Annotated in this window: 23 protein-coding genes; 14 read left to right on the top strand and 9 right to left on the bottom strand. The window is 59.7% G+C overall.

Going from position 1 to position 21,769, the window contains the following annotated elements; translation table 11 throughout:
• Positions 1-32 precede the first annotated feature (32 nt).
• Both AC0QKW_RS19540 and AC0QKW_RS19535 read right to left on the bottom strand, forming a co-directional pair.
• The gene (locus tag AC0QKW_RS19540; protein ID WP_473152760.1) at positions 33-833 is read right to left on the bottom strand and encodes a hypothetical protein; all 801 of its coding nucleotides are present in this window, start codon (positions 831-833) and stop codon (positions 33-35) included.
• A 76-nt stretch (positions 834-909) separates the two neighbouring features.
• Complete coding sequence (locus AC0QKW_RS19535; protein WP_473152759.1) at positions 910-2,571, bottom strand: D-Ala-D-Ala carboxypeptidase family metallohydrolase; 1,662 nt, start codon at positions 2,569-2,571, stop codon at positions 910-912.
• A 37-nt stretch (positions 2,572-2,608) separates the two neighbouring features.
• Here AC0QKW_RS19535 and AC0QKW_RS19530 point away from each other — a divergent pair, with 37 nt between their 5' ends.
• Entirely contained in the window at positions 2,609-3,382 is a 774-nt protein-coding gene (locus AC0QKW_RS19530; RefSeq protein ID WP_473152758.1) for an HAD family hydrolase, read from the top strand.
• A gap of 93 nt (positions 3,383-3,475) precedes the next feature.
• Here AC0QKW_RS19530 and AC0QKW_RS19525 read toward each other — a convergent pair whose 3' ends face one another.
• The gene (locus AC0QKW_RS19525) at positions 3,476-4,075 is read right to left on the bottom strand and encodes a Uma2 family endonuclease (RefSeq protein ID WP_473152757.1); all 600 of its coding nucleotides are present in this window, start codon (positions 4,073-4,075) and stop codon (positions 3,476-3,478) included.
• A gap of 178 nt (positions 4,076-4,253) precedes the next feature.
• Here AC0QKW_RS19525 and AC0QKW_RS19520 point away from each other — a divergent pair, with 178 nt between their 5' ends.
• From AC0QKW_RS19520 to AC0QKW_RS19510, 3 genes are all read left to right on the top strand, one after another.
• Positions 4,254-5,615, top strand: a complete 1,362-nt coding sequence (locus tag AC0QKW_RS19520) for a histidine phosphatase family protein (RefSeq protein WP_473153013.1) — start codon at positions 4,254-4,256, stop codon at positions 5,613-5,615.
• Positions 5,612-6,910 (top strand): dihydroorotase, encoded by a 1,299-nt coding sequence (locus AC0QKW_RS19515; RefSeq protein ID WP_473152756.1) that lies wholly within the window; start codon positions 5,612-5,614, stop codon positions 6,908-6,910. Before AC0QKW_RS19520 ends, AC0QKW_RS19515 begins: the two co-directional genes overlap by 4 nt.
• A gap of 89 nt (positions 6,911-6,999) precedes the next feature.
• Positions 7,000-8,100, top strand: coding sequence for a hypothetical protein (locus AC0QKW_RS19510; RefSeq protein WP_473152755.1), 1,101 nt, complete (start codon positions 7,000-7,002; stop codon positions 8,098-8,100).
• Between the two features lie 258 nt (positions 8,101-8,358).
• Here AC0QKW_RS19510 and AC0QKW_RS19505 read toward each other — a convergent pair whose 3' ends face one another.
• A complete protein-coding gene (locus AC0QKW_RS19505; protein WP_473152754.1) occupies positions 8,359-8,940 on the bottom strand; it encodes a thioredoxin family protein in 582 nt (193 codons plus the stop codon).
• Between the two features lie 88 nt (positions 8,941-9,028).
• Between AC0QKW_RS19505 and AC0QKW_RS19500 the strand changes: the two genes are divergently transcribed.
• The 3 genes from AC0QKW_RS19500 (at position 9,029) to AC0QKW_RS19490 (ending at position 11,359) form a co-directional block, all read left to right on the top strand.
• Positions 9,029-9,478 carry a protein tyrosine phosphatase family protein gene (locus AC0QKW_RS19500; RefSeq protein WP_473152753.1) on the top strand — a complete coding sequence of 150 codons (450 nt, stop codon included), beginning with the start codon at positions 9,029-9,031 and terminating at the stop codon, positions 9,476-9,478.
• Positions 9,479-9,571: 93 nt separating this feature from the next.
• The gene (locus tag AC0QKW_RS19495; RefSeq protein ID WP_473152752.1) at positions 9,572-10,288 is read left to right on the top strand and encodes a J domain-containing protein; all 717 of its coding nucleotides are present in this window, start codon (positions 9,572-9,574) and stop codon (positions 10,286-10,288) included.
• Positions 10,289-10,396: 108 nt separating this feature from the next.
• Positions 10,397-11,359, top strand: coding sequence for an RluA family pseudouridine synthase (locus AC0QKW_RS19490; RefSeq protein WP_473152751.1), 963 nt, complete (start codon positions 10,397-10,399; stop codon positions 11,357-11,359).
• A 130-nt stretch (positions 11,360-11,489) separates the two neighbouring features.
• On the opposite strand, the gene AC0QKW_RS19485 is transcribed toward AC0QKW_RS19490, so the two are convergent.
• Positions 11,490-11,897, bottom strand: a complete 408-nt coding sequence (locus AC0QKW_RS19485; protein WP_473152750.1) for a GNAT family N-acetyltransferase — start codon at positions 11,895-11,897, stop codon at positions 11,490-11,492.
• Between the two features lie 274 nt (positions 11,898-12,171).
• Here AC0QKW_RS19485 and AC0QKW_RS19480 point away from each other — a divergent pair, with 274 nt between their 5' ends.
• Together AC0QKW_RS19480 and AC0QKW_RS19475 are read left to right on the top strand one after the other, a co-directional pair.
• A complete protein-coding gene (locus tag AC0QKW_RS19480; RefSeq protein WP_473152749.1) occupies positions 12,172-12,603 on the top strand; it encodes a pentapeptide repeat-containing protein in 432 nt (143 codons plus the stop codon).
• Positions 12,604-12,995: 392 nt separating this feature from the next.
• Positions 12,996-13,553, top strand: coding sequence for a M23 family metallopeptidase (locus tag AC0QKW_RS19475; protein WP_473152748.1), 558 nt, complete (start codon positions 12,996-12,998; stop codon positions 13,551-13,553).
• Here AC0QKW_RS19475 and AC0QKW_RS19470 read toward each other — a convergent pair.
• From AC0QKW_RS19470 to AC0QKW_RS19460, 3 genes are read right to left on the bottom strand one after another with little or no spacing between them, the layout of a single operon-like run.
• Complete coding sequence (locus AC0QKW_RS19470) at positions 13,527-14,342, bottom strand: M20/M25/M40 family metallo-hydrolase (RefSeq protein ID WP_473153012.1); 816 nt, start codon at positions 14,340-14,342, stop codon at positions 13,527-13,529. The genes AC0QKW_RS19475 and AC0QKW_RS19470 overlap by 27 nt on opposite strands.
• 40 nt (positions 14,343-14,382) lie before the next feature.
• A complete protein-coding gene (locus AC0QKW_RS19465) occupies positions 14,383-15,162 on the bottom strand; it encodes an SDR family NAD(P)-dependent oxidoreductase (RefSeq protein ID WP_473152747.1) in 780 nt (259 codons plus the stop codon).
• Positions 15,163-15,205: 43 nt separating this feature from the next.
• A complete protein-coding gene (locus tag AC0QKW_RS19460) occupies positions 15,206-16,342 on the bottom strand; it encodes a HetZ-related protein 2 (RefSeq protein WP_473152746.1) in 1,137 nt (378 codons plus the stop codon).
• A 544-nt stretch (positions 16,343-16,886) separates the two neighbouring features.
• On the opposite strand from AC0QKW_RS19460, the gene AC0QKW_RS19455 reads away from it, so the two are divergent.
• On the top strand, positions 16,887-17,546 hold the full coding sequence (locus AC0QKW_RS19455) for a sugar transferase (protein ID WP_473152745.1): 660 nt from the start codon (positions 16,887-16,889) through the stop codon (positions 17,544-17,546).
• A gap of 26 nt (positions 17,547-17,572) precedes the next feature.
• Here the strand turns inward: AC0QKW_RS19455 and AC0QKW_RS19450 are convergent, their stop codons facing one another.
• A complete protein-coding gene (locus AC0QKW_RS19450) occupies positions 17,573-18,691 on the bottom strand; it encodes a geranylgeranyl reductase family protein (protein WP_473152744.1) in 1,119 nt (372 codons plus the stop codon).
• A 237-nt stretch (positions 18,692-18,928) separates the two neighbouring features.
• Here AC0QKW_RS19450 and AC0QKW_RS19445 point away from each other — a divergent pair, with 237 nt between their 5' ends.
• Genes AC0QKW_RS19445 through cbiQ form a run of 4 tightly spaced genes read left to right on the top strand, consistent with a single transcriptional unit; the run spans position 18,929 to position 21,764 of the window.
• Entirely contained in the window at positions 18,929-19,801 is an 873-nt protein-coding gene (locus AC0QKW_RS19445) for a DUF4382 domain-containing protein (RefSeq protein ID WP_473152743.1), read from the top strand.
• Positions 19,798-20,319: a carboxypeptidase-like regulatory domain-containing protein gene (locus AC0QKW_RS19440; RefSeq protein WP_473152742.1), complete on the top strand. Its 522-nt coding sequence runs from the start codon at positions 19,798-19,800 to the stop codon at positions 20,317-20,319. The genes AC0QKW_RS19445 and AC0QKW_RS19440 overlap by 4 nt, the downstream gene beginning before the upstream one ends.
• Positions 20,319-20,963, top strand: a complete 645-nt coding sequence (gene cbiM / locus AC0QKW_RS19435) for a cobalt transporter CbiM (protein WP_473152741.1) — start codon at positions 20,319-20,321, stop codon at positions 20,961-20,963. The genes AC0QKW_RS19440 and cbiM overlap by 1 nt, the downstream gene beginning before the upstream one ends.
• A 6-nt stretch (positions 20,964-20,969) precedes the next feature.
• Positions 20,970-21,764: a cobalt ECF transporter T component CbiQ gene (cbiQ, locus tag AC0QKW_RS19430; RefSeq protein ID WP_473152740.1), complete on the top strand. Its 795-nt coding sequence runs from the start codon at positions 20,970-20,972 to the stop codon at positions 21,762-21,764.
• Positions 21,765-21,769: the final 5 nt, after the last annotated feature.

The following is a 21,769-nucleotide window of genomic DNA, read 5'->3' as shown; positions in this document are numbered from 1 at the left end:
GTTCGAAAACCCGCCGCGCGTCCCTGCCGTCATTATAAGCGGCAGCCTAGGCCTCCGAGTGCGCCAGCCCCCAGGCCAGCCCATCGGCCATAGAGATTAGCCGTAAACCGCTCCAATTCAGCCGCCTCTAGCCCTTGCCAAGGATCGGTAGCCATCGGCTGAGGTTCGATCAACCACTGCTGACGCAGGGCTGCACCCAGGCTAGCCCGACCCCCAACCCAGCCCACTAGCAGCCCCACCAGCGCTAGCGAGGCCCCACTCCAGCCGCGTCGTTCGGCCAGAGTCAAGGCTGGTGTCCACTGGCCCTGGCTCTGGGCTACCAGGGCGATCGCAGCGGTCAAGCCATCTTCCCAGTCATGACCCGCCAGCTCCCTTTCCCCCGCCGGCATCGGCCAAGGCCCGCCGGGGCGGCCAAGGCCCGCCCCCGTACAAAACAGCTGAAATAAACCCAGACAGGCATTTTCAGCGGCAGGCGACAATTCTAAATCGGCCACCCAGCCCTCTAGGGCAGAGCGGTGGTGGCCATAGGTATCGGCCTGCTGCCACAGGTAGGGCAGCGTCACTAAAGCCACCGCCGCCGGTGAGGCCAACCCCTGCACCAGTGGTTTCCAGCGATCTGGCGATCGCCGCCCCCGAGCACAGAGGTCGCTAGCCGCCAGCAGTGCCTCCCGCCAGCCGCCATCTGCTAGGTCAAGAGCCCCGCGCCGATGGGTGGCCCAGCGATCGCTGATCACCATCGCTTCGACCATGGCCCCCAGGCGATCGGGCAGGGCTACCGATGCCCAAGGCAGGCGAGTTATGTCGTGATCGCCGAGACTTGCAGCCGCCGTCATCCTTTGTACCCATCAACCATAGTCAGCCTCATCCACCGATCAGTATTCAGTCATATTCTTCTGTCTTCTGCCTGCCCTAGTGCGTCCACCGCGCCTTGGTTGCTCGAGCATCTAGATGCACCAGGGCTGGAAACTGGCCGTAGCGCCCCAACCCACCGGGCCACCAGGGATCGAGAGACCAGTAGACCTGGTTGCCGGTGAGGCCTACGCAGTAAAAGTCGATGGCATCGCCGACAATGTGGCGGCTCTGAGACGCACCGCCCACCCGGCGGTTGATCTCTGCCGGGCGATACCAGCTGGTGATCAAAAAAGGCCGACCAATGCGATCGCGGGCCTGCTGGGCCAGGGTAGCAATGCGCACAATAGCATCGACCGTCGCCTGGTTGGGGGGCATGCGCGCGCCGCCTCGGGTGGCCTCGGCCCAGGTAAAGTTGCCATTGGGCACAATGCTGGCATCCAGCTGAATGTTGTTGGGCGTCCACTGTCTGGGTCGCGGGGGGGCGGGGGCTGGCACCGGCGCAGGCATGGCCTCGGGGGCGCTGGGGGCCGCCCGCTCCAGCCGCCGCAAATCTTCAAACAGCGACTGAATGGTGGGAATGCGCCCCTCCTGCCGCCGCCAGATCTGCACCAGGCGAATCAAGGCCTCCCGCTGCTGTTCGGTGGGGGTGTAGGCGGTGGGAATGCTGGCAGCAAAGTCAAGCAAGGCCCGGTCGAGGGTGCGGGCAGTGGCCACCAGCGCCTCTTGGTTTTCGGCATTTTGCACCAGATCGCTGGGGTCAACCCCCAACCGCTCGATCGCCGTGGTGCGCGAGTCGAGGCCCAGCCAGCGGCGATAGCCCTCGGTCAGGGCAAAGCGCAGGTCACCCTGGCCCCGGTAGGCCTGGGGAATGTTCTGCACGAAGGCGATCAGAGCCGGGTCGATGATTTCCAGATTGGTTTCGTGGGCAAAGGGGTCGTTGGTGAGCAGCCATTCCACCGTCTCTTCGCGTGAATCGATCTCGCGCCACAGCTGCACCAAACGAATCAGCGCCTCTCGCTGGTTGGGGTAGCCCGAGTAGTAGCGCGCCGCCGACTGCATAAAGGCCACCAGGGCATTGTCGAGGGCAGCCTCGTCGGGCACGTCATCAACCACCGCCACCCCGAGCGCGTCATAGGTCGCCGCCCTGGTATTGAGCTGTCGCCACAGGCGCACTGCCTCCACCATGGCCTGTCGCTGAAAGTCGAGCCGACTGTAGTTGGGTGGCACCCGCTCGGCAAAGGCCAGCAGGGCCGGGTCAAGCTTGGCCAGGCTCTGGGGCAGCTGGGCACCGCTATAGTCGGTGCTGATGTCTTCGATATAGGCTTGCAGCAGCGCCACCGGGTCGCTGGGTTCGAGCTGGGCGGCATCGCGATCGCCCACCCCTGGCACAAACCCCTGGGCCACCGTCTCTATGAAGCGATCGCTGTAGCGACCGACGCTGGCATCCCAAATATCGCTGCTGCTCCACCCTTGCTCGACCAGGCTATTGGTGAGGCTGCGAATCGTGTTGGCACCGTACTGCACCTGGGCCGCAAAGGTATCGACCTGGGCCATCGCCACCTGGTTCGCTGGCGAGATGCCCAGCCCCGTTTCGCCATCGGTCAACTGCGGCTGGTTGTGCACGGCGTAGAGAGCCGCCAGAATGGGCTTGTGCACCCCCGCCCGCCCCCCTTCGATGAGGTAGTAATAGTTGCGCTGATCGGGTGCTAACGTGCTCATAGCCTTCACCGTTTTGTCGTCTCAAAGTGTAGACCCGATGGGCCAGGTTCAACCAATCCCCCTAGCTAAGTTCTCAGGGGCTACCAGTCTCAAGCTGCTGGCCACCGATATGGATGGCACCCTCACCCGGCGCGGCAAGTTTACCGCTGCCCTACTCAGCGGGCTAAAGCAGCTCCAGGCCGCCGGGCTCCCCGTGGTGATCGTCACTGGGCGATCGGCGGGGTGGGTCAACGGTCTCGCCCACTACCTGCCCATTGCCGGGGCCATGGCCGAAAACGGCGGGGTTTATTTTCCCCCAGCGGGGCCAATGGAGTTGCTGGTCAACCTGCCTGACCTCACCGCCCATCGCCAGGCTCTAGCTGCCGTCTTTGCCCAGCTCCAGCAGCGTTGGCCCCAGCTGCAAGAGTCTGACGACAATCGCTATCGCCTCACCGACTGGACTTTTGACCTATCGGGGCTGGCCCAGGGCGATCTAGACGCCATGGCCGATCAGTGCCAAGCCCTCGGCTGGGGGTTTACCTACAGCACGGTGCAGTGCCACATTTTCACCCCCAACCAGTCTAAGGCGGCGGGGTTGCAGCAGGTGTTGCAACACCATTTTTCGCCCATTACCCCCGCTGAGATCGCCACCCTGGGCGACAGCCCCAATGACGAGAGCCTATTTGAGCGATCGCTCTTCCCCCATGCGATCGGGGTGGCCAATGTGACCGACTACCTGACCCGACTCACCCACCACCCGGCCTACATTACCCAGGGGGCTGAGGTAGAGGGCTTTTTAGACGTTGTCAATGCCCTAATGTCGGCTTCTTAGCCCCTCGGAATCAGCCTTCCTGGCGGCTCATCTGTCAGGTGCCGTCCTAGCGATAGTGAGGTTGCCCTGGAAATCTCTCAGGCTCGGCGAGGTTTACATGACATCGTCTAGCCGCAAGGCAAGCTCGGGAAATAGCCCTGACACCAGCGGTTGTCCCAGGCGATAGATCTGTTCCTGATACCTGTCTTCAACTAGCTGACACACCGTCAGGGTTGGCTGCTTGGGTTTGCCGATAAACTCAATACCTCCCAGACCTCGAAAGTCCACAATCCAATATTCGGCAATTCCCAGCAGAGCGTAGTCTTCGACCTTGCGGGCATAGTCGTCTTGCCAGTTAGTGCTGACCACTTCTACGACCAGGGCGATCGCCTGACCAGAGCTAATTACAGGCTCTCTTTGCCACAGCGGTTCTGTGGTTAGGGCCACTTCATCTAGCACAATGACATCGGGGCGCAGGGCCGTTGCAGTAGCGGCGGGGGGGCTAATCAGGCAGGTTTTAAGAATCGTCCAGGGTTGCTTGAGGCGGAGAATTTCTGCAAACAAATACCCAGCAATCTTGCCAGCAACGATTTTATGGGGGCCAGTAGGTTCCAAATCTCGCAGTTCCCCATCGATCAGTTCGTAGCGAGGGTCATCGCCATATTGAGCCAGAAAGTCTTCAAGGCTCAGCGTTTTGGCTGGCGTATAGGTCATAAAAAAAGGCCTCTGCTACTGAGGGTGCAAGGGCTTTGGGCACATCTTTTGCCAGTTATTCTACCAAGCCAGGCAGCAACCCGGCTTTTCGCCATTTCTAGGTGTCCTCCAAGGCTGCGGTGGGCCACCCCAACAGGGTAAGATCTCTCCTTGGTTGAGCAACTGAGAGGACAGACCCCTGAAAACCCGCGTTATTATCGTTCGCCACGGGCAGAGCACCTACAACCAGCAAAAGCGCATTCAAGGCCACTGCGACGAGTCAGAGCTCACCCCGGCGGGCGAGGCCCAGGCGCTACAGGTGGGCCAGGCGCTGGTGGGCATTCCCTTTGATGGGGTGTGGGCCAGCCCGTTTAAGCGCGCCCGCAAAACGGCAGAAATTATCACCGCTGAGCTGCAAAAGACTGCCCCCAACCTAGCCGGGCCAAGGTTTTCTGACAATCTCAGAGAAATCAGCCTGCCCCTGTGGGAGGGGGTGCCCTTTGCCGAGGCCGAGGCCCAGTACCCTGAGATTTTTCGTCAGTGGCGCGAAGACCCGGCCAACATGGTGATGGCGGTGCCCCAGCCCGATGGCGCGATCGCAGACTTTTACCCCATTCGTGAGCTGTATCAGCAGGCGGCGCAGTTTTGGCAAGAGCTGTTGGCGGAGCACACCGGCAAAACCATTTTGATCGTGGCCCACAGCGCCATCAACCGAGCGCTGATCAGCACCGCCATCGGCCTGGGGCCAGAGCGGTTTAACAACCTCAACCAGGCCAACTGCAACATCAGCGTGCTCAACTTTGAGGGCGGCTGGGGCAGCCCAGTGCAGGTGGAAGCGATGAACCTGACCAGCCACATGGGGGCACCCCTGCCCGAAATGCGCCGGGGTCATCGGGGGCCGCGTATGCTGCTGGTGCGCCACGGCGAAACCGAGTGGAACCGCCAGGGCCGCTTTCAGGGTCAGATCGATGTGCCGCTCAACGACAATGGCCGTGCCCAGGGCCAAAAGGCGGCAGAGTTTCTCCAGCCGGTGGCGATTGATGCGGCCTACACCAGCTTCATGGCCCGCCCCAAAGAAACAGCGGAGATCATTCTGCAACACCACGCTGGGCTGACGCTGCAATCGGTCAACGAATTGCAGGAGATCAGCCACGGGGAATGGGAGGGCCTCTACGAAGCCGACATCGAGGGCAACTATCCGGGGATGCTGGAGCAGTGGCAGAGCCAGCCCGAGACCGTGCAGATGCCGGGGGGCGAAAATCTGGAGCAAGTGTGGATGCGATCGATCGCCGCCTGGAAAGCCATCGTCGCCGCCCATAGCGGGGGTGACACCGTGCAGACCGTGCTGGTGGTGGCCCACGACGCGGTCAACAAGGCGCTGCTGTGCCACGTGCTGGGCCTGGGGCCAGAGTCGTTTTGGCGGTTTAAGCAGGGCAACGGAGCGGTGAGCGTGATCGACTACCCCAACGGCATCGACAGCGCCCCGGTGCTGACCACGGCGAATATCACCATTCACCTGTCGGGCAGCGTGCTCGATAAGACCGCAGCGGGGGCGCTGTGACGGAGGTTGCGGGGCCTGGAGCGCAGCTGATCCAGCAGGTGCGGGTGCTGGATGCGGTGACGCAGACCGACCAGGTGGCCGATGTGCTGGTGCAGGATGGCGTTGTGGCCCAGATCGCCCCATCGCTGACGGTCATTCCCGCCGATGCCGAGATGATCACAGGCCAGGGCAAAATTCTCATGCCAGGCTTGGTAGATCTCTACAGCCACTCCGGGGAGCCAGGAAACGAATCGCGGGAAACCCTGGCATCGCTGCTGGCGGCAGGGCAGGCCGGGGGCTTTACCCGGCTGGGTATGTTGCCGACGACAGAGCCTGCGATCGACCATCCAGCCATGGTAGAGAAACTGCTGAGGCAGCGAGAAGCGCTGGCCCAATCCCATCCATCGCTACCCTATCTGTACCCCTGGGGGGCGCTAACCCAGGGTGGCCAGGGCGATCAGATGGTAGAGCTGGTGGAGCTGGCGACGGCCCCGATCGCAGGCTTTGCCGACGGTCGAGCGCTGCAAAATCCGCTCTTAACCCAGCGGCTGTTGCAGTACCTCAAGCCCCTGGACAAGCCGGTGGCGCTGTGGAGCTGCGATCGCACCCTCCGAGGCGCTGGCGTCGCCCGCGAAGGCCCCTTCTCGCTGATCTACGGCCTGGTGGGCGACCCCGCCAGTTCTGAGACCGCTGCTTTGGCGGCGCTGCTGGAATGCGTGGCCGAGGTGGGCACCCCCGTTCACCTGATGCGAATTTCTACCGCTCGGGGCGTGGAGCTGGTGCAGCAGGCAAAGGAGCGGGGCTTGCCCATCACAGCCAGCACCACCTGGATGCACCTGCTGTGGAGTGCTAAGGATTTGGGCAGCTACGACCCCACCCTGCGACTGTCGCCACCATTAGGCAATCCTGAGGATCAAGCAGCCTTGATTGCCGGGGTGAAGGCGGGTGTGGTGGATGCGATCGCCATCGATCACACTCCCCACACCTACGAAGACAAGACCGTCGGCTTTCCCTCCGCGCCTGCCGGTGCGATCGGCCTAGAGCTAGCGTTAGGAATTTTGTGGCATACATTTGTGGCCAACGGCGATTGGTTACCCCTGACGCTGATTCGAGCCCTGAGCACCAACCCCGCCACCTGCTGGGGCCAGACCCCGCCCACCATTCAGCTCCAGCAGCCTGCCGAGATAGTGCTGTTTGACCCGGCAGAGAGCTGGACGGTGAGTGCATCGACGCTGCGATCGCTCTCCAGCAACACCCCCTGGCTCAGCAAATCAGTTGCAGGGCGGGTCATCCGCAGCTGGGTTCCAGGGGGCTAGAAGGTTGCGATCGCAAGCCTTCTGCATGAAAACCCTCCCAAAATGGGCACTCTAGGAAAGTAGTGCGTTTTGGGTTGGGCGAAGATTCTATGGTGGCGCGTACATTGGGTTGCTTGGGTACCGCTGTGGTGGCGACGGCGGGGCTGGCGGGCAGCATTTGGGTGCTCAACCTGCCCTATCCGATGATTCGCTGGCCCGTGTCGCGGGTGGCCCCCATCGTGCTGCTGCCCAGCTACATCAAAATGGATCGCGACTATCGCCAGGCTATTTCCCTGGTAGAACAGGCCGACCAACTCGTCAACCAGGCCACCTCCGCCAGCGATATCGACCTGGGTGAACAAAAAGTTGACCAGGCCCAGGAACATCTGGACGGTTTGCCAGTGTGGTTTCTCGGCTACTATCCCCAGGGCTACTGCAACTTTTTTGGCTGTAGCTGGCGGTTTACTGTCGATGAGTTTCAGTCGGCCCGAGCCGAGATTGGCCGGATGGAGGCGGTGGTGTTTCAAGAGCGCAACGCCCAAAGCCTTTTAGAAGAGGGCACCCTGGCGGTAGAAGGAGCCCAGCAGGCCTTTCAAACCTCCCAATCTGGCCCAGACCGAGCCACGGCCCTGGCCACCTGGCAGCGCGGCATGGATCGGCTGAGCGAAGTGCCCCCCACCACGCTGGCGGGGCGACAGGCAGACACCAAACTGGTGGCCTACCAGCGCGACTACCAGCAGGTAGCGGGGAATGTGGCTGGCGGCGATCGCTCAAACACCCTAGTAGATGCCGCCAAAGCCTTCGCCTACCAAGCCGCCCTGGCTGGTCAAAACCCACCCCACAGTGCAGCCACCTGGGAGACTATCGCTGGGCTGTGGCAAACCGCGATCGCCCGTCTAGACAACATTCCCGTGAGTGACTCTGGCTACGGCGAAGCCCAAACGCTACTGGCCCAGTACCAAAGCAACCTCGGCATCGTCAAAGAGCACAAAACCAAAGAAGAATCCTCCAGTCGGGCTTTGGAAAGCGCTACCGATAAAACCACCCGCATGCTGGCGCAAAATCTTGAAGCGATGGATCGCAATCAGGTAGCCAGCCTGTTGCAAGACATCATCAACGACCTGGAGAAGGTGCAGCCCAACACCACCAGCGCCGCCAGAGCCAGTGAAATGCTCAGGTCTGCCAACCAAAAGCTGGCTCAGCTCAAGTAGCCAGGCAATTTGCGGCGATTGCTGTAGTTTTAGCTGGAAAGGCACCATTAGCTGGATAGTATCCCTTGCGGTGGAAAAGCTGGCCTCATCCCCTCCTTGGAGGGGTGCCCGAAGGGTGGGGTGGGTCAAAATGGTGACAAAAAATGAGTTTCTGAGTTCAGAATAAGGACTTTTTTGTTCAGACTAACCCACCCCTACCCCTCCCAGGAGGGGACGATCAGACCGTTACCCAAGCATTATTTTTGTCGAACTCAGGCTCTAGCCAAAGTAGGGGGGCTCATTCCCTGGTGCCCACTTAATGTTGCAGCCGACGCTGGGGGTTTGGTCAGGGGAGACGGGCTTACCCGCCAGCACCGCATCAAGGGCGGCGCGCAGATCTTTGCCGGTGACGGGCTTGCCATTGCTGGGGCGGCTGTCGTCGAGCTGCCCTCGGTAGACTAGGGTCTTGGCCTGGTCAAACACAAAGAAATCGGGGGTGCAGGCAGCGGTGTAGGCCTTGGCTGTGGCCTGGGTTTCATCAAAACAGTAGGGAAAGGTAAAGCCCACTTCTTCCGCCTGGGCCTTGAGGTGCTCTGGCCCATCTTGGGGATGGGTTTGCAGGCTGTTGGCGCTGATCGCGACAATGCCCAAACCCCTGGGTATGTAGTCTTTGCCGATGCGGGCCAGCTCCTGCTCCACATGCTTGACAAAGGGGCAATGGCGACAGATAAACATCACCAGCAGAGCCTCGTCGTCGGTAAAAGTGTCTAGGGTAATGATCTCGCCACTGACTACGCTGGCAAGAGCAAAGGCGGGGGCGGCGGTGCCCAGAGGCAGCATGGTAGATTCCACCATAGCCATGGGTTGAGTCTCCAGGTGTGTTTTCTCTATCCTACCGAGATAACCTACGGTAAAAACCTACCGTGAGAATGGAACGAGGGCATGGGGTATGACCAACGCTAAGCTGAGCGACATTACCAACTACCTAGCCATTGGCCCCCACCTGGGCACCGCTGGCCAGCCCACCGCCGCGCAGTTTAAGGCAGTGGCCGATGCGGGCTATGCCGTGGTCATCAACCTGGCGCTGTCGACCTCCGACAACGCCCTGCCCCATGAGGCTGAGCTAGCCAAAAGCCTGGGCATGAGCCATTTTCATCTGCCAGTGGTGTGGGAAGCGCCTACCCAGGGTGACCTGGCCCTATTTTTTCGGCTGATGGATCGCAATCGCCACCTCAAGGTGTTTGTCCACTGCGCTCTGAATATGCGGGTTTCGGTGTTTGTCTACCTCTATCGCGTGCTCCACCTCAGAGAAAGCGAACCCACCGCCTACGCCGATATGCGCCGCATCTGGCAGCCTAACCCCACCTGGCAAGCCTTTATCGAGCAAACCTTAGATTGACCCAGCCTGCCCTGGCCACGGCTCTAGGTCATCCTCGCTCCCCCAATCTCTACTGCCCTACCCCTCCGGCCCGGCCTCCCTTAAAATATTTTTATGGAAAAGGCTAACGAGACCCACTACCAAACCCTCGACGTGCACGAGACGGCGACCCAGGCAGAGATTAAGCGCGCCTACCGCCTGCTTGCAAAGCTGTTTCACCCCGACAGCAAGACGGAGCAAGCCTCCCACGATCGCATCGCCCGCATCAACACCGCCTACGAGGTGATCGGCGACCCCTCACGGCGCACGCTCTACGACCAGCAGCGCCAGGGAATGTCTGTGGCCGACCCGGTAGAGAGTGCCGCCAACCGGGCCAAGCGCGCTGCCGAGGCCCAGGCGGTCTATCGCTCCGTTCGCAAGGCCACCCAATCGTCTGAGGCGAGAGAAGACGCCTGGCTAAAGCTGGTCTATGGCCCGGTCGATCGCCTGCTGGGCAAGATTATGTCGCCGCTGCGGGCAGAGATTCGCAAGCTGTCGGCAGACCCCTTTGACGACGAGCTGATGGAAGGGTTTATGGCCTATCTAGAGCAGGGGCGCGCCTGGCTAGGCCAGGCCCAGAGCAAGTTTAATAGCATGGCAAACCCGGCCAGCACGGCTGGGGTAGCGGCAGATATTTACCACTGTCTGGGGCTGCTAGAAGATGGGCTCGATGAGCTAGAGCGGTTCACCATGAGCTATGAGGAGAGCTATATTCACACGGGAACTGAGCTATTTCGGCGGGTGAAGCTGCTGCGGGCAGAGGCAAAAGAACGTTTGAAGCAGTTGGCGTAGAGTATTCCTCTGTAGGGGCAAACGGTTGTTTGCCCTCCAAGGCATTGTTTTTCAAAATTCAACCCGTAGGGTGCATCCGCGCAGCGATGCACCGTTGCCAAGGACTGCATGAACCAAGGGTGGGTCTACACCGATCGCATTACCACCACCGAAGCCAATCTCTCGGTGCTCGACTTCTACGCCAGCCGCTACCGGCACTCGACGCGGGATGCGTGGCGCGATCGCATTCTCGCGGGCCAAATTCACCGAAGCGGCATTCCCCTAACCCCCGACGATCGCTTGCAGGTAGGGGAAACCCTGACCTACCACCGGCCCCCATGGGAAGAGCCGGAGGCCCCGCTGGAGTTTGAGGTGCTGTACGAGGATGAGGATTTAGTGGCGATCGCTAAGCCCTCTGGCCTGCCGGTGCTCCCCGGCGGGGGCTTTCTCACCCATACGCTGCTGCACCAGCTCCGGCTGCGCTATCCAGAGAACCCGCCGATTCCGGTGCATCGGCTGGGGCGGGGCACCTCGGGGGTGATGCTGTTGGCGCGATCGCCCCTGGCCCGCTCTGTGCTCAGTCGCCAGCTGCGCGACTCTACTGCTGCCGCCGCCGATCCCCAAGCCCCACACCCCATTCGCAAGACCTACCGAGCGCTGATTGGGGCCAGCGATCTGCCCGATACCTTTACGCTGACCACCCCCATCGGCAAGGTCGATCATCCCGCCCTGGGGTATGTGTATGCAGCCTTACCTACGGGCCTACCCTCCTACAGCGATGGAAAAGTCATCCAACGCCGACCAGACTCTACCCTGGTAGAAATCACTATTCGCACCGGGCGGCCTCACCAAATTCGCATTCACCTGGCGGCAGCGGGGTTTCCCCTGACCGGGGATCCACTCTATGGGGTCGGCGGCCTACCGCTGCCAATTGTACCGGCTGAAAATGGCAGAGTCCCCGTGCCTGGCGACATGGGCTATCACTTGCACGCCTACCGTCTCAATCTGACCCATCCCCGCAATCAGGAGGTTTTAGAGATTGTGTGTGCTGCCCCAGCCGCATTGCAAACTGCCAACAGCTCGGTGCTTTAATGTCAGTTCTGGCCACAAAAATACCGAAAAATTTGTTGCCTACCGAAGGCGCACGCGGTGCGCCCCTACAGGTTGACCGATTGGGAATCGGGGGTATGGGATTCGGATTCGGTATCACCCATTCTTGCCCTTACCCACCAGGCCGCACCATCAACAACTGCTCCGCCTGGGTAAAGCCATACTTTTCGTAGAAGGGCTGCATCTCGGGGGTGCAAAACAGCTGAATGCACTCTACCTGGGCGAGTTTAGGATGGGTCGTCACCAGCTCGATCAGCCTGGCCCCTAGCCCCTGGCCGCGATAGTCAGCTGCCACAATCACGTCAAAGACGATCGCCCGATAGACCCAGTCGGTCAGCACTCGGCAAAAGCCCGCCAGTCGCTGGGCATCCTCATTCCACAGGCCAAAGAGTAGGTCGCTGCTACTCAGCAGGGTGGGCACATCGGCCAGGGTGCGCTCCTTGCTCCACCATTCTTGCAAATACATCTGGTGTAGCTGCTCTATTTGGGCCGAGTTGAGCTGGTGAATGGGGGTCAGCATGGGTGATTATCGTTTCGTTAACGGTACGGGGATCCTCCCCCGCTGGTCTGAGTTGAGAGCTACGATCGAAGGGTAGCTCAGGCAAAAAGCCTATCTTACTGCCGATGGCAGGTCGCCAGGCCGCCGATACCGTAGTGATATAGCTGCGATCGCTTTGTTGTTGCCCCTCATCCCTGCGATCGTGAGCTGCCGCCAGCTTACCCCTATGGCTTTACTGAGATTAAACCCTAGGCTTTGGTACTGGCTCTGCCGCTTTACCCCGGAGGATCTCTCCATGAAACTTACCCTACTAGTCGGTGCCGCCGCTGCGATTCCCTTTGCGATCGCCGCACCGGCCCTAGCCGAAAACCCCACCCACGTGCAGCAGCTGCTCGAAACCAATCTCTGCCAGGGCTGCGATCTGTCAGGGGCCGATCTAACCCAGGCCCACCTGATCGGGGCCGACCTGCGCGACGCCGATCTATCGGGGGCCACTCTCTACGAAGCCAACCTCGAAGGAGCCGACCTGAGCCGCGCCGATCTGTCAGGTGCCAACCTTACCCGCGCGTTTTTGACCAATACGTCGCTGGTAGACGCCAACCTCGACTGGGCCGACCTGACCGATGCCACTATTTACTTTGCCGATGTTACCGGCGCTTCGTTGCTCAATGCAGATCTGACCGGGGCTACGATCATCGGCACCCCCCTCAGCATCGGTGGAGATTGAGGCCGTAGTGACAACGTTCTCGGCCTTAGTTGATTCAAGGGTCAGCTAGCGCCTTAGCAAAACCAAATCTTAGGGTCACAGACACCCTCAAAGACCTAGGGCTTGGTCTTGGCGCTGCATAGGCCATCGTCAATCCGATCCTAGGGCGACTGTTGCACCTCAGTTATTCCTAAGCGATTGCCTTTTAGGGCTGATAGTCAGCCCTAAAAGGCAATCGTCCCGCTTGCATGAAGGGCCAAGCATTTTTCTAGACAAAATAGTACAAATGCACTAAATTGATAGAGCATTCGTACGGTCGAGGGTTGACCTCGGTTTTTGTCTCTATGGACGTTCGCCAGAGCAGAGGGTTCGCCCTGAGATGGATTGTTGTGCTGAGTTTGGGTGTTGGCATCATGGCAGAACTGATCAAATCGGCTCCCCAAGGCATCGCCGACGATCAGGTCGCCGTGACGGCTGCGGCCAACCCCTGGTCTGGGGCATCGTTTCCGTTAGAAAATTTTTCGCGCTATACGTCGCCCTTTGGCTATCGCCAGCACCCCATGGGGGGGCACCGCTTCCACTACGGGCTAGATTTGGCCGCCCCCATGGGCAGCTACATTCGCAGCTGGTGGGAGGGCAAGGTGATCGAGGTTCACGACCACACCGCCTGTGGCACCGCTGTGATCGTTCAGTCTGGTCGCTGGACTCATATCTACTGCCATATGCAGGGCCATCTGGTGGTCGAAAAAGAAGGCGGGCGGGTGATCGTCGATCGCTCTGGCGGCATCGAGATTCGCCAGGGGCAACGGGTAACCTCGGGCCAGCGCATTGGTCGGGTAGGTATGACCGGCAGCACCACCGGGCCGCACCTGCACTGGGGGCTTAAGTACGATGGTGTCTGGGTTGACCCCGCCATGGTGATCAAGGCCGGGGCTGACTACCAGCTACGGGCCTCGCAAGCCGTAGATTAGCCCCTGACAGACCCCGGTGAGAAAGCCTGGGTCAAGGGTGTCGAGGGTGTCGGTAGCCTTGTGATAGTGGGGGTTGCGCAGATTGGCCGTGTCGGTGATCAGCAGTGCCGGGTAGCCCAAATCCCAAAAGGAGACATGGTCGCTGCGGCGGCTGTCAGGCACCGATCGCCCCCCATTCACCACCGGTAGCCACTGGCTCCGTACCCCGACAGCACGAAACCCCCACCACAGCCGCACCATGGTGGGAATGCTCTGCCAGGGGCCAATCTGGGCAATGTAGTTGCCGCAGTTGGGGTAAAGACGATTTAACCCCGGTGGATAGGTCTGAGAGTGGGGCTGGTGGCAGCAGTAGCCCAGCATTTCGAGGGAGATCATGAGGCGGATGGGGTCGTCGCGATCGCGCAACATTTCGGCATAGTGGCGGCTGCCCACAAAGCCCAGCTCTTCTAGGTCAAAGGCCACCAAACGCAGCGGCGACTTGCCTGGTTGCTCGGCAAAGGCGCGGGCTAGCTCTAGCAGTACCGCTATCCCAGTGGCATTGTCATCGGCCCCAGGGGAACCGGGCACAGAGTCGTAGTGAGCCCCAATCAGAATCGGCGGGCGGCGAGGGTCTTGCCCCGGCAGGTTTAGAATCCAGTTCGTATGCGACTGCCCCCGAAATTCAAACCGGTGGGCCGTGACCTGGCCCCAGCGAGCAAGTTCTTGCTGGATATATTGCTGAACGAAGAAGTGTTTGGCAGAGGCGAGGTAGGGGCTGCGATCGCCCACCACTTGGTGGAGATGGCCCATTAGACGCGATCGCAGGTCGGTCTGGTTCACCCCTGATCTCCTAGGCGGGCTTTTGTAGGCTCTTGGTAAAGCCTGCCAGGGTTTTGCGAGACACCAAGCGACTCCCCAGCGATAGCAGCTTGTTCACCCTGCCATGCACCGCGAGGCGCTGGCCTTTTTCCATCGCTTGGTAGCCGTAAATGGCAACCTCAGCAGAGGTGGGCAGGTTTTTGCTGTCAAACAGCTTGCCATCTTTAATCTCAGCCCGCTCTTGAAACTCAGACTGGGTCGGGCCAGGGCACAGGGTGGTAGCGGTGACACCCGTGCCTTCGAGTTCGGTGGCAATACCCTCGGTAAAGGCCAGCACATAGGCTTTGCTGGCGTAGTACACCGCCATGTACGGCCCCGGCACAAACGCCGCTGTCGACGCCACATTGAGAATGCGGCCCTGGCCCTGAGAAACCATACCCGGCAAATAGAGTCGCGTCAGATGGGTGAGCGCCACAATATTCAACTGGAGCATTGCGTTTTGCTTGGCCCAGTCAGACTCTGCAAAGGGGGTAAGGGCACCAAAGCCAGCGTTGTTAATGAGGGCGTAGGGGACAATGCCCTGCCCCTGGGTCCAGGTAAAAAACTGCTCGCGGGTCTCGGCCCCAGTCAGGTCGCCGCCGTAGGTGAGCACTTGCACCCCATGGGTTGACTCCAGATCGGCCTTCAGCGCCAGCAGGCGATCTTCTCGGCGGGCAACCAGTACCAGGTCGTGGCCCTTGGCTGCACCAACTTTGGCCAGTTCGTAGCCGATGCCGCTCGAAGCGCCGGTAATAATAATCGGCTTTGCCATGGCTTGCCCCTGTAGATCACCGGCTTGATTGTAACCAATAGGGCTAATCACCCGACTGAGTTCTAAACTCTTGGGCCTTGAGATAGATCTGCACCCACTGAGCCTGAATTTGTCTCGACTTTAGCCCCAGACGACGAGCGAGCTCATCGAGGGGCTGGTTCTCTTTGTAGGCGGTGAGAATCGCCCGCTCTTCAGCCACTAGCCTCTGACAAAACTGATCCCACTGGCTGGGGGTAAGGCCAAAATTGTGCTCTTGTAGCGAGGTTTTGAGCCAGCCCAGTACCAGGGTTGGCTGCTCCTTGAGGGCAAAAATTCTCACGGCGTGGTAGCTGATTTTTTCGCGCAGACGGTAGACCTGCTGAATGGGTAGGTCTAGGTTTTGGGCGATTTGCTCTTGGCTGAGGCCCTTGAGGTGCAGCTCTAGCCAGCGAGCCGCGGTGTCGTCGAGGTTGCGGCTGAGGTAGTTGGCAAAAGAGGTTTTGACCTGGTGGCGCATACTCTGCTGCTCCAGTTCACTCTGCTGGGCCTGGTACTGGTTCCAGGCTTCTACATCGAGCAGGCTGAGAGAGTCGTCGCCCTCGGTGGTGGCAATCTCGTCTGAGATCAGGCGAATCAACTCTCCGGTGGGCACCTGGGTCATGCCGCCCTTTTGGCTGCGGCGCAGATAGTTGACAAAGCGATAGACAATCAGGGGCTGGTTCCGAATGGGGCGCAGGCAGTATTCTTCAATGCTGGCCAGCATCAGCAGGTTGCGCAGCCGAGGGCTCCGAGTACAGGTCGAAATCCACTGGAGCTGCTGGGCGAGATGGCGATCGCTGCGCATCATTTCTTGGATCACCTCCTGAATCACATCGACCACGGTGCGGCGGCGATCGCGGCTCAGGGCAATCCAGGTTTTGATCTTGCTACGAATTAAAAACAGGCTGCTGAGACGCTTAATCAGCCGCTTGTAGCCTTCCTCAGGGCCGACATTCCAATACCGCTGCTGCAAAATGCGATAGCGATACTCGATCGCCCGGTGAGCGATCGCCAGCTCAGCCTCGGTTAACGTCAGCAGGCGATCGGGGGCCTCTCCCAGCAGCCAGCTCACCACACTTTTGCAAGTTGACTGGGGCTGGCCAGGAAAATCCTCCTGCAAGCGCGATAACCAAACCTCGGCTATGTTGTCTGCCGCGACCATGCAATCAGTCCTTTACTGTCCCTGGAGTTGGCTGTGGCCCTATCTTAATATCTGTTTCAGCTTGCCCCATGGTTTAGAGCATTGATCCGGAGCATTTTCTGGTTTCAGGACGTCATAAACCAAGTCCACCTCAGGGACTGTAGTTTTCCCCAGGCCGTACCCCACTTTTGAACTCAGATTTGAACTCAGATGAGGGAGATTAGGCCCATTGGCCTTCTCCAAAAGCTTTACATAAAATTTACGCTAATTGCCTGAATGCCAAGATCTTACGAATCCTCGGCTTTACCAGCAAAAACTACCTTGACACAATTGATACTGTTCCTACGCGCAAACATAGCCACGATTGTTCAGCTTGTGATGGTTGTCACACTAAGCCCCACGGGGCTCTAGTAGACTTGCCAACACAGTTAAGCTCCGTAGAACCATGGGGAGCTTAGCGTAAAAAAGTTGCAAAATTGCCTGAGCTTCAGTGCCATCACTGATACTGCCAGCACAAAGTTTACTTGGTTTGTTCAGCACACGCATTTCATCTACAGGGCCTACCATGTTCACTGCTAGCCAAATTCGCACCCAGAGCGATTCCCCAGGATGTTCCATGCACCCGTCGACTAAGTGTCTAATCAAGCGCTCTATAGATGTGCTGGGTGCCTTAGTCGGTCTGCTCATACTCGCCCTAGTGGTAGTGCCCGTCGCCTTAGCCATCACCTTAGACAGCCCTGGGCCAATTTTCTACAGCCAAAAACGTTATGGCTTGAAGGGCAAACCCTTTACCATTTGGAAGTTTCGCTCCATGGTGACCGATGCCGATCGCCTCAAGCAGACAGTCGTCAACCAAGCCCAAGGGCTGATTTTTAAGAACGAAAACGACCCCCGCGTCACTCGGGTGGGCCAGTTTTTGCGCAAGACCAGCCTCGATGAGTTTCCACAATTTTGGAATGTGCTCAAGGGAGACATGAGCCTGGTAGGTACTCGCCCCCCCACCGAAGACGAGGTCTCACGCTACAGCCCCCATCATTGGCGGAGACTAGACGTTAAGCCCGGTATTACCGGTCAATGGCAGGTCAGTGGCCGCTCGGCTATCAAAGATTTTGAAGAAATCGTACATCTCGACCTTCAGTATCAATTGCTCTGGTCTCCGCTTTACGACCTAGGCGTCATTGTCAAAACTTTTGCTGTCCTCATTAACCGCACAGGGGCCTATTAGGCAATGGGCATCACCCATCTCCTGTGTCATCCCGACAGCAGCCCGCCGCTCATGCGCTTCATCACCCGACTGGCAATGTCGGCATAGCGCACTTCTCCAGTCAAAATTTGCCCCAGCCGCTGGGTCGCGGTGGGTCGCTTAATGCCCACTCGGTAGCCGATCCCCGGCACGCGAAAAAATAACCCCGCAATGCGTTTGGCCCAGGGCATGTCTTCGCCCCAGGTGGCGTGCATGGTGGCGGTATAGCTCGCCAGCGCCTTCGCATCTCCCCCTAGAGCGGCGTGGATCGCCTCTGCGGCCCGCACCCCGCTAATCATGCCGGGGCGAATGCCCTCGGCGCTGAGGGGGTCAACAATGGCACCCGCTTCGCCCACCAACACCGCCCGATGGGTATGCAGCGGATGGTTGCCATCCCACAGCTTTAGGGGGTGGCTGTAGACCTGGCCTGCATCGAGGCCGACGCCAAAAGAATGGCTATATTTTTCGAGCACCTTGCGGTAGTCTGTCGTGCCCTGGCCGAGAAAGTTGGCCACCCCGATGGAGTAGCTCTCGGCCTTGGGAAAGTTCCAGGCGCAGCCCTGCTTGACCAAGCCAAACTCAAAGTTGATAGCGCAATCGTCGCCCACGGGGGCGGGCACTTCTAAAATGCTGGCGGTGCGCAGGGTGAGATCGGGAAAGCCCAGCCACTTCGCCATCGGGCCGGTGGCTCCGTCGGCGGCCACTAGGTAAGCGGCGTCTAGGGTGCCCTCGGTGGTGCTGACCTGCCAATAGTCACCCTTGTTCTCAATGCCCGTCACGGCGATCGCATCCTTGAGCTGTGCCCCCTGACCCTGGGCCTGCTGCACGAGAAAGTGGTCAAATACCTGACGATTTACCATCCAGATTGGGTCGGTGGTGGTGAGTTCGGCCTCGATGGGGTCGCCCAGCTTGTAGGTGTAGCGCACCCGGCGCATGGAGCGAGACACCACCGGGGCAAAGTCAAAGTCAAAGAACTCGGCCACGCTGGGCGACACCGCGCCACTACAGGGCTTGTAGCGGGGTAGGGCATCCTTCTCTACGATCAAAACCGAATGTCCCTGCTTAGCCAGGTGATAGGCGGTCGAAGCTCCGGCGGGGCCAGCCCCTACCACAATGACGTCGTACATAAAGTTTGCCCAGCCCACTGAAATTCTTTGCCCTCATCCTACCGTTCTAAAAGCTAAAGAAATCTAGGAGAACTGAGGGAGGGTGCCCCCCCAGGGCATTGAAGTTTATGGATTATCGGGGTTAAGTAAACGGGTTGGGCTACGGTTCAAGGTGCCAGATATGACCTGGCTGTCGTGGCATAACTCGGCTCTGCGGCAAGATTTCTGCTCCAAGATTTAGTGATTGATTTAGGTTTTATGCAACACAACACATTCAAGCAGGTGGCTATGGCCATGGTCGCTAGCGCCACCCTAGGCGGGCTGGCCGGCTGCGGTGGCGATCGCCCCACCGCCACCGCCCCTGCTACCGATGTCCCCGAAACCGCCAGCGCTGATGGCGAGACCGGCACCCTAGTGATTCGCGCCAATGGCGAAGATTTTGTGCGCGAGGGGTTCACCACCAAAGACGGCTGGGAGGTTGAATTCGACAATGTTTTTGTCTCCCTGACCGACATTACCGCCGCTCAGACCGACCCACCCTTTGACCCCGAAGCCAGTACTGAACTCCAGGCCAAGGCCGAGGCCAAGGTGGAGGGCACCCAAGTGGTAGATCTGGCCGAGGGCGATGCCTCTGCAGAGCCAATCTCCGTGGCCGAGGTCGAGGCTCCGGTGGGACGTTTCAACGCTCTGGCTTGGCGCATGGTGCCTGCCGAGAGCGGCCCGTCAGAGGGCTACACCGTCTGGATGCAGGGCACAGCCACCAAAGACGGCGAAACCGTGCCATTTACCATTCGGGTAAATGAGGAACTAGCCTTTACCTGCGGTGACTTTGTCGGTGATGAGCGCAAAGGCATTCTCACCGCTAACAACGAAGCTGACTTAGAAGCCACCTTCCATTTTGATCATCTGTTTGGCGATGGCGATGCCCCCGCTGACGACGGCATCAATACTGGAGCGCTGGGCTTTGACCCGCTATTTGCCCTGGCCCAAGGGGGCGTAGTCGATGTGGACAGTGCCGCGCTCCAAGCAGGGCTGTCGGATGCTGACTACACCACATTTCTGTCGATACTGCCGAGTCTGGGTCACGTGGGCGAGGGCCACTGTGCAGAAGTGAAGCTGACTACGCTATGAGACTAGACTTTGTTTTGGTACTGGCCTTGGGAACGGTGGGCTGGGCCGCACCAGCGCTAGCTCACGGGGTTGAGATTGAGCAGCGCCAGGTAAGCAGCGTGGAGCTAGAGGCCCGGTTTGAAACGGGGGAGCCCATGGCCCAGGCCCAGGTGCTAGTCTATGCCCCCGGCAACCCCACCGAGGTCTGGCAGCAGGGCACCACCGACGACCAGGGACGGTTTAACTTTGTGCCTGACGAAACTCAGCCCGGCACCTGGGAAGTGATGGTGCGCCAGGCGGGCCACGGCACAATTGTGACGATTCCGGTCAGTGCAGAGGCGGTTGGGGATAACCCCGAAGCAGTGTCACCAACGCCCGTGGCGGGTGAATCGGCCCCGACAGCAGAGGGAGAGCCAACGGCCAATTCTATAGTTTCCCAGAGCACTAAGCTACCTCCAGTGCAGCGGGGCATTACCATGGGTGCTGTGATCTGGGGCTTTATCGGCACCGCTCTATTTTTTGCTAGGGGCAAGCGTTAGTGCACATTCCCGACGGTATTGTATCGGCCCAGGTCTGCGCGGCGGGCTATGCCATTACTGGGCTAGCCACCTGGTATTCGCTGCGGCAGATCAACCGCAAGCCCGACCCCACGGCAGAAATTCCTAAGGCATCGCTGCTGACGGCGGCGTTTTTTGTAGCGTCGTCGATCTATATTCCGGTGCCACCCGCCAGTGTGCATTTGATTCTCAACGGGCTGCTGGGGGTGGTGCTGGGGTATTTTGCCTTTCCGGCGATTCTGATTGGTCTGTTTTTTCAGGCGCTGGTGATTGGCCACGGCGGGCTCACGACCCTGGGGGTCAATGCAGCGATGATGGGTATTCCGGCGCTGCTGGCGTACCATGTCTTTCAGGCGCGCAACTCGGTGGGCAAGGTGTTGTCAGAGCCGACCCGCACGGGGGTGTTTGCCTTTTTGGGTGGTGCGATCGGGCTGGGGATATCGGCGCTGATCTTTTTGGCGCTGATTATTTTGAATATTCCGGCGGAGCTGGATGTGGGGGCCGAGCGGGCGGCGGTGCTGACGCTGTCAATCGGGCACATTCCCCTGGCGATGGTCGAGGGCGTGTTTACCGCCATGCTGGTGCTGTTTTTGCGCCGGGTCAAGCCCGAACTGTTGGAGGGGTAGACCGCTGTGGGAGCCGCTAGTTTTGATACCTACATTCACCGTGAGTCGGTGATTCACCTCTGGGCACCCCGGCTCAAGCTGGTGAGCCTGCTGGTGCTGATGTTTGCCTTTGCCACGGTGCGCGAGTTAGCCCTGGTGCCGTGGATGCTGGCGCTGGCGGCGCTGCTGTACCTGCTGTCGGGGCTGCCCCTGGCATTTTTGCGTCAGCGGCTGAGCTATCCGGGGCTGTTTATTTTGACGGTGGTGGTGCTGCTGCCGCTGACGGTGGGCGACACGGTGCTGGCCCAGTGGGGCTGGCTCACCCTGCGGGAAGAGGGGCTGCGGGCAACGCTGCTGATTGTGGGGCGGTTTTTGTCGATTTTGACCCTGGGGTTTATTTTGCTCGGTACGACGCCGTTTTTGACCCTGCTGCACGCCATGCGATCGCTCGGGCTACCCACCCTGCTGGCCGATATGACGCTGCTCTCGTACCGCTATCTGTTTGAGATAGCGGCGATGCTAGCCACCATGCAGCAGGCTATGCGCCTGCGAGGGTTTGGCCAAAAGCGCCAGCGCTGGCTGCGGATCAATAGCCAAACTATGCAGCAGCTGGCCCTACTGGCGGGGAATTTGCTGATTCGCAGCTATGAGCAGTCGGAGCGGGTGTACAAGGCCATGCGGCTGCGGGGCTACGGCTACGGTACGCCGTCTACCCTAGGGCAGAGTGCAATGACTCAGCCCACGGCTCTAAGCTGGGGGTTGACCGGGGCGGTGTTGACGGCGGCGATCGCATTAGTAATGGCAGAACTCGGATGGCGATGATGAAT

Source organism: Pseudanabaena sp. PCC 9330, assembly GCF_055795045.1.
The sequence above is the reverse complement of the archived record's forward strand: the minus strand, read 5'-3'. Positions and strand labels throughout refer to the sequence as shown.

Bases quoted from the DNA above. Each gene is read 5' to 3' on its own strand.
- AC0QKW_RS19495 (WP_473152752.1), top strand. From the start codon at position 9,572: ATGGAAAAGGCTAACGAGACCCACTACCAAACCCTCGACGTGCACGAG.
- AC0QKW_RS19510 (WP_473152755.1), top strand. From the start codon at position 7,000: ATGGTGGCGCGTACATTGGGTTGCTTGGGTACCGCTGTGGTGGCGACG.
- AC0QKW_RS19530 (WP_473152758.1), top strand. From the start codon at position 2,609: ATGGGCCAGGTTCAACCAATCCCCCTAGCTAAGTTCTCAGGGGCTACC.
- AC0QKW_RS19485 (WP_473152750.1), bottom strand. From the start codon at position 11,897: ATGCTGACCCCCATTCACCAGCTCAACTCGGCCCAAATAGAGCAGCTA.
- AC0QKW_RS19450 (WP_473152744.1), bottom strand. From the start codon at position 18,691: ATGTACGACGTCATTGTGGTAGGGGCTGGCCCCGCCGGAGCTTCGACC.
- AC0QKW_RS19540 (WP_473152760.1), bottom strand. From the start codon at position 833: ATGACGGCGGCTGCAAGTCTCGGCGATCACGACATAACTCGCCTGCCT.
- AC0QKW_RS19460 (WP_473152746.1), bottom strand. From the start codon at position 16,342: ATGGTCGCGGCAGACAACATAGCCGAGGTTTGGTTATCGCGCTTGCAG.
- AC0QKW_RS19480 (WP_473152749.1), top strand. From the start codon at position 12,172: ATGAAACTTACCCTACTAGTCGGTGCCGCCGCTGCGATTCCCTTTGCG.
- AC0QKW_RS19440 (WP_473152742.1), top strand. From the start codon at position 19,798: ATGAGACTAGACTTTGTTTTGGTACTGGCCTTGGGAACGGTGGGCTGG.
- AC0QKW_RS19445 (WP_473152743.1), top strand. From the start codon at position 18,929: ATGCAACACAACACATTCAAGCAGGTGGCTATGGCCATGGTCGCTAGC.
- AC0QKW_RS19525 (WP_473152757.1), bottom strand. From the start codon at position 4,075: ATGACCTATACGCCAGCCAAAACGCTGAGCCTTGAAGACTTTCTGGCT.
- AC0QKW_RS19465 (WP_473152747.1), bottom strand. From the start codon at position 15,162: ATGGCAAAGCCGATTATTATTACCGGCGCTTCGAGCGGCATCGGCTAC.
- AC0QKW_RS19455 (WP_473152745.1), top strand. From the start codon at position 16,887: ATGTTCACTGCTAGCCAAATTCGCACCCAGAGCGATTCCCCAGGATGT.
- AC0QKW_RS19475 (WP_473152748.1), top strand. From the start codon at position 12,996: ATGGCAGAACTGATCAAATCGGCTCCCCAAGGCATCGCCGACGATCAG.
- AC0QKW_RS19500 (WP_473152753.1), top strand. From the start codon at position 9,029: ATGACCAACGCTAAGCTGAGCGACATTACCAACTACCTAGCCATTGGC.
- AC0QKW_RS19490 (WP_473152751.1), top strand. From the start codon at position 10,397: ATGAACCAAGGGTGGGTCTACACCGATCGCATTACCACCACCGAAGCC.
- AC0QKW_RS19535 (WP_473152759.1), bottom strand. From the start codon at position 2,571: ATGAGCACGTTAGCACCCGATCAGCGCAACTATTACTACCTCATCGAA.
- AC0QKW_RS19505 (WP_473152754.1), bottom strand. From the start codon at position 8,940: ATGGCTATGGTGGAATCTACCATGCTGCCTCTGGGCACCGCCGCCCCC.
- AC0QKW_RS19470 (WP_473153012.1), bottom strand. From the start codon at position 14,342: ATGGGCCATCTCCACCAAGTGGTGGGCGATCGCAGCCCCTACCTCGCC.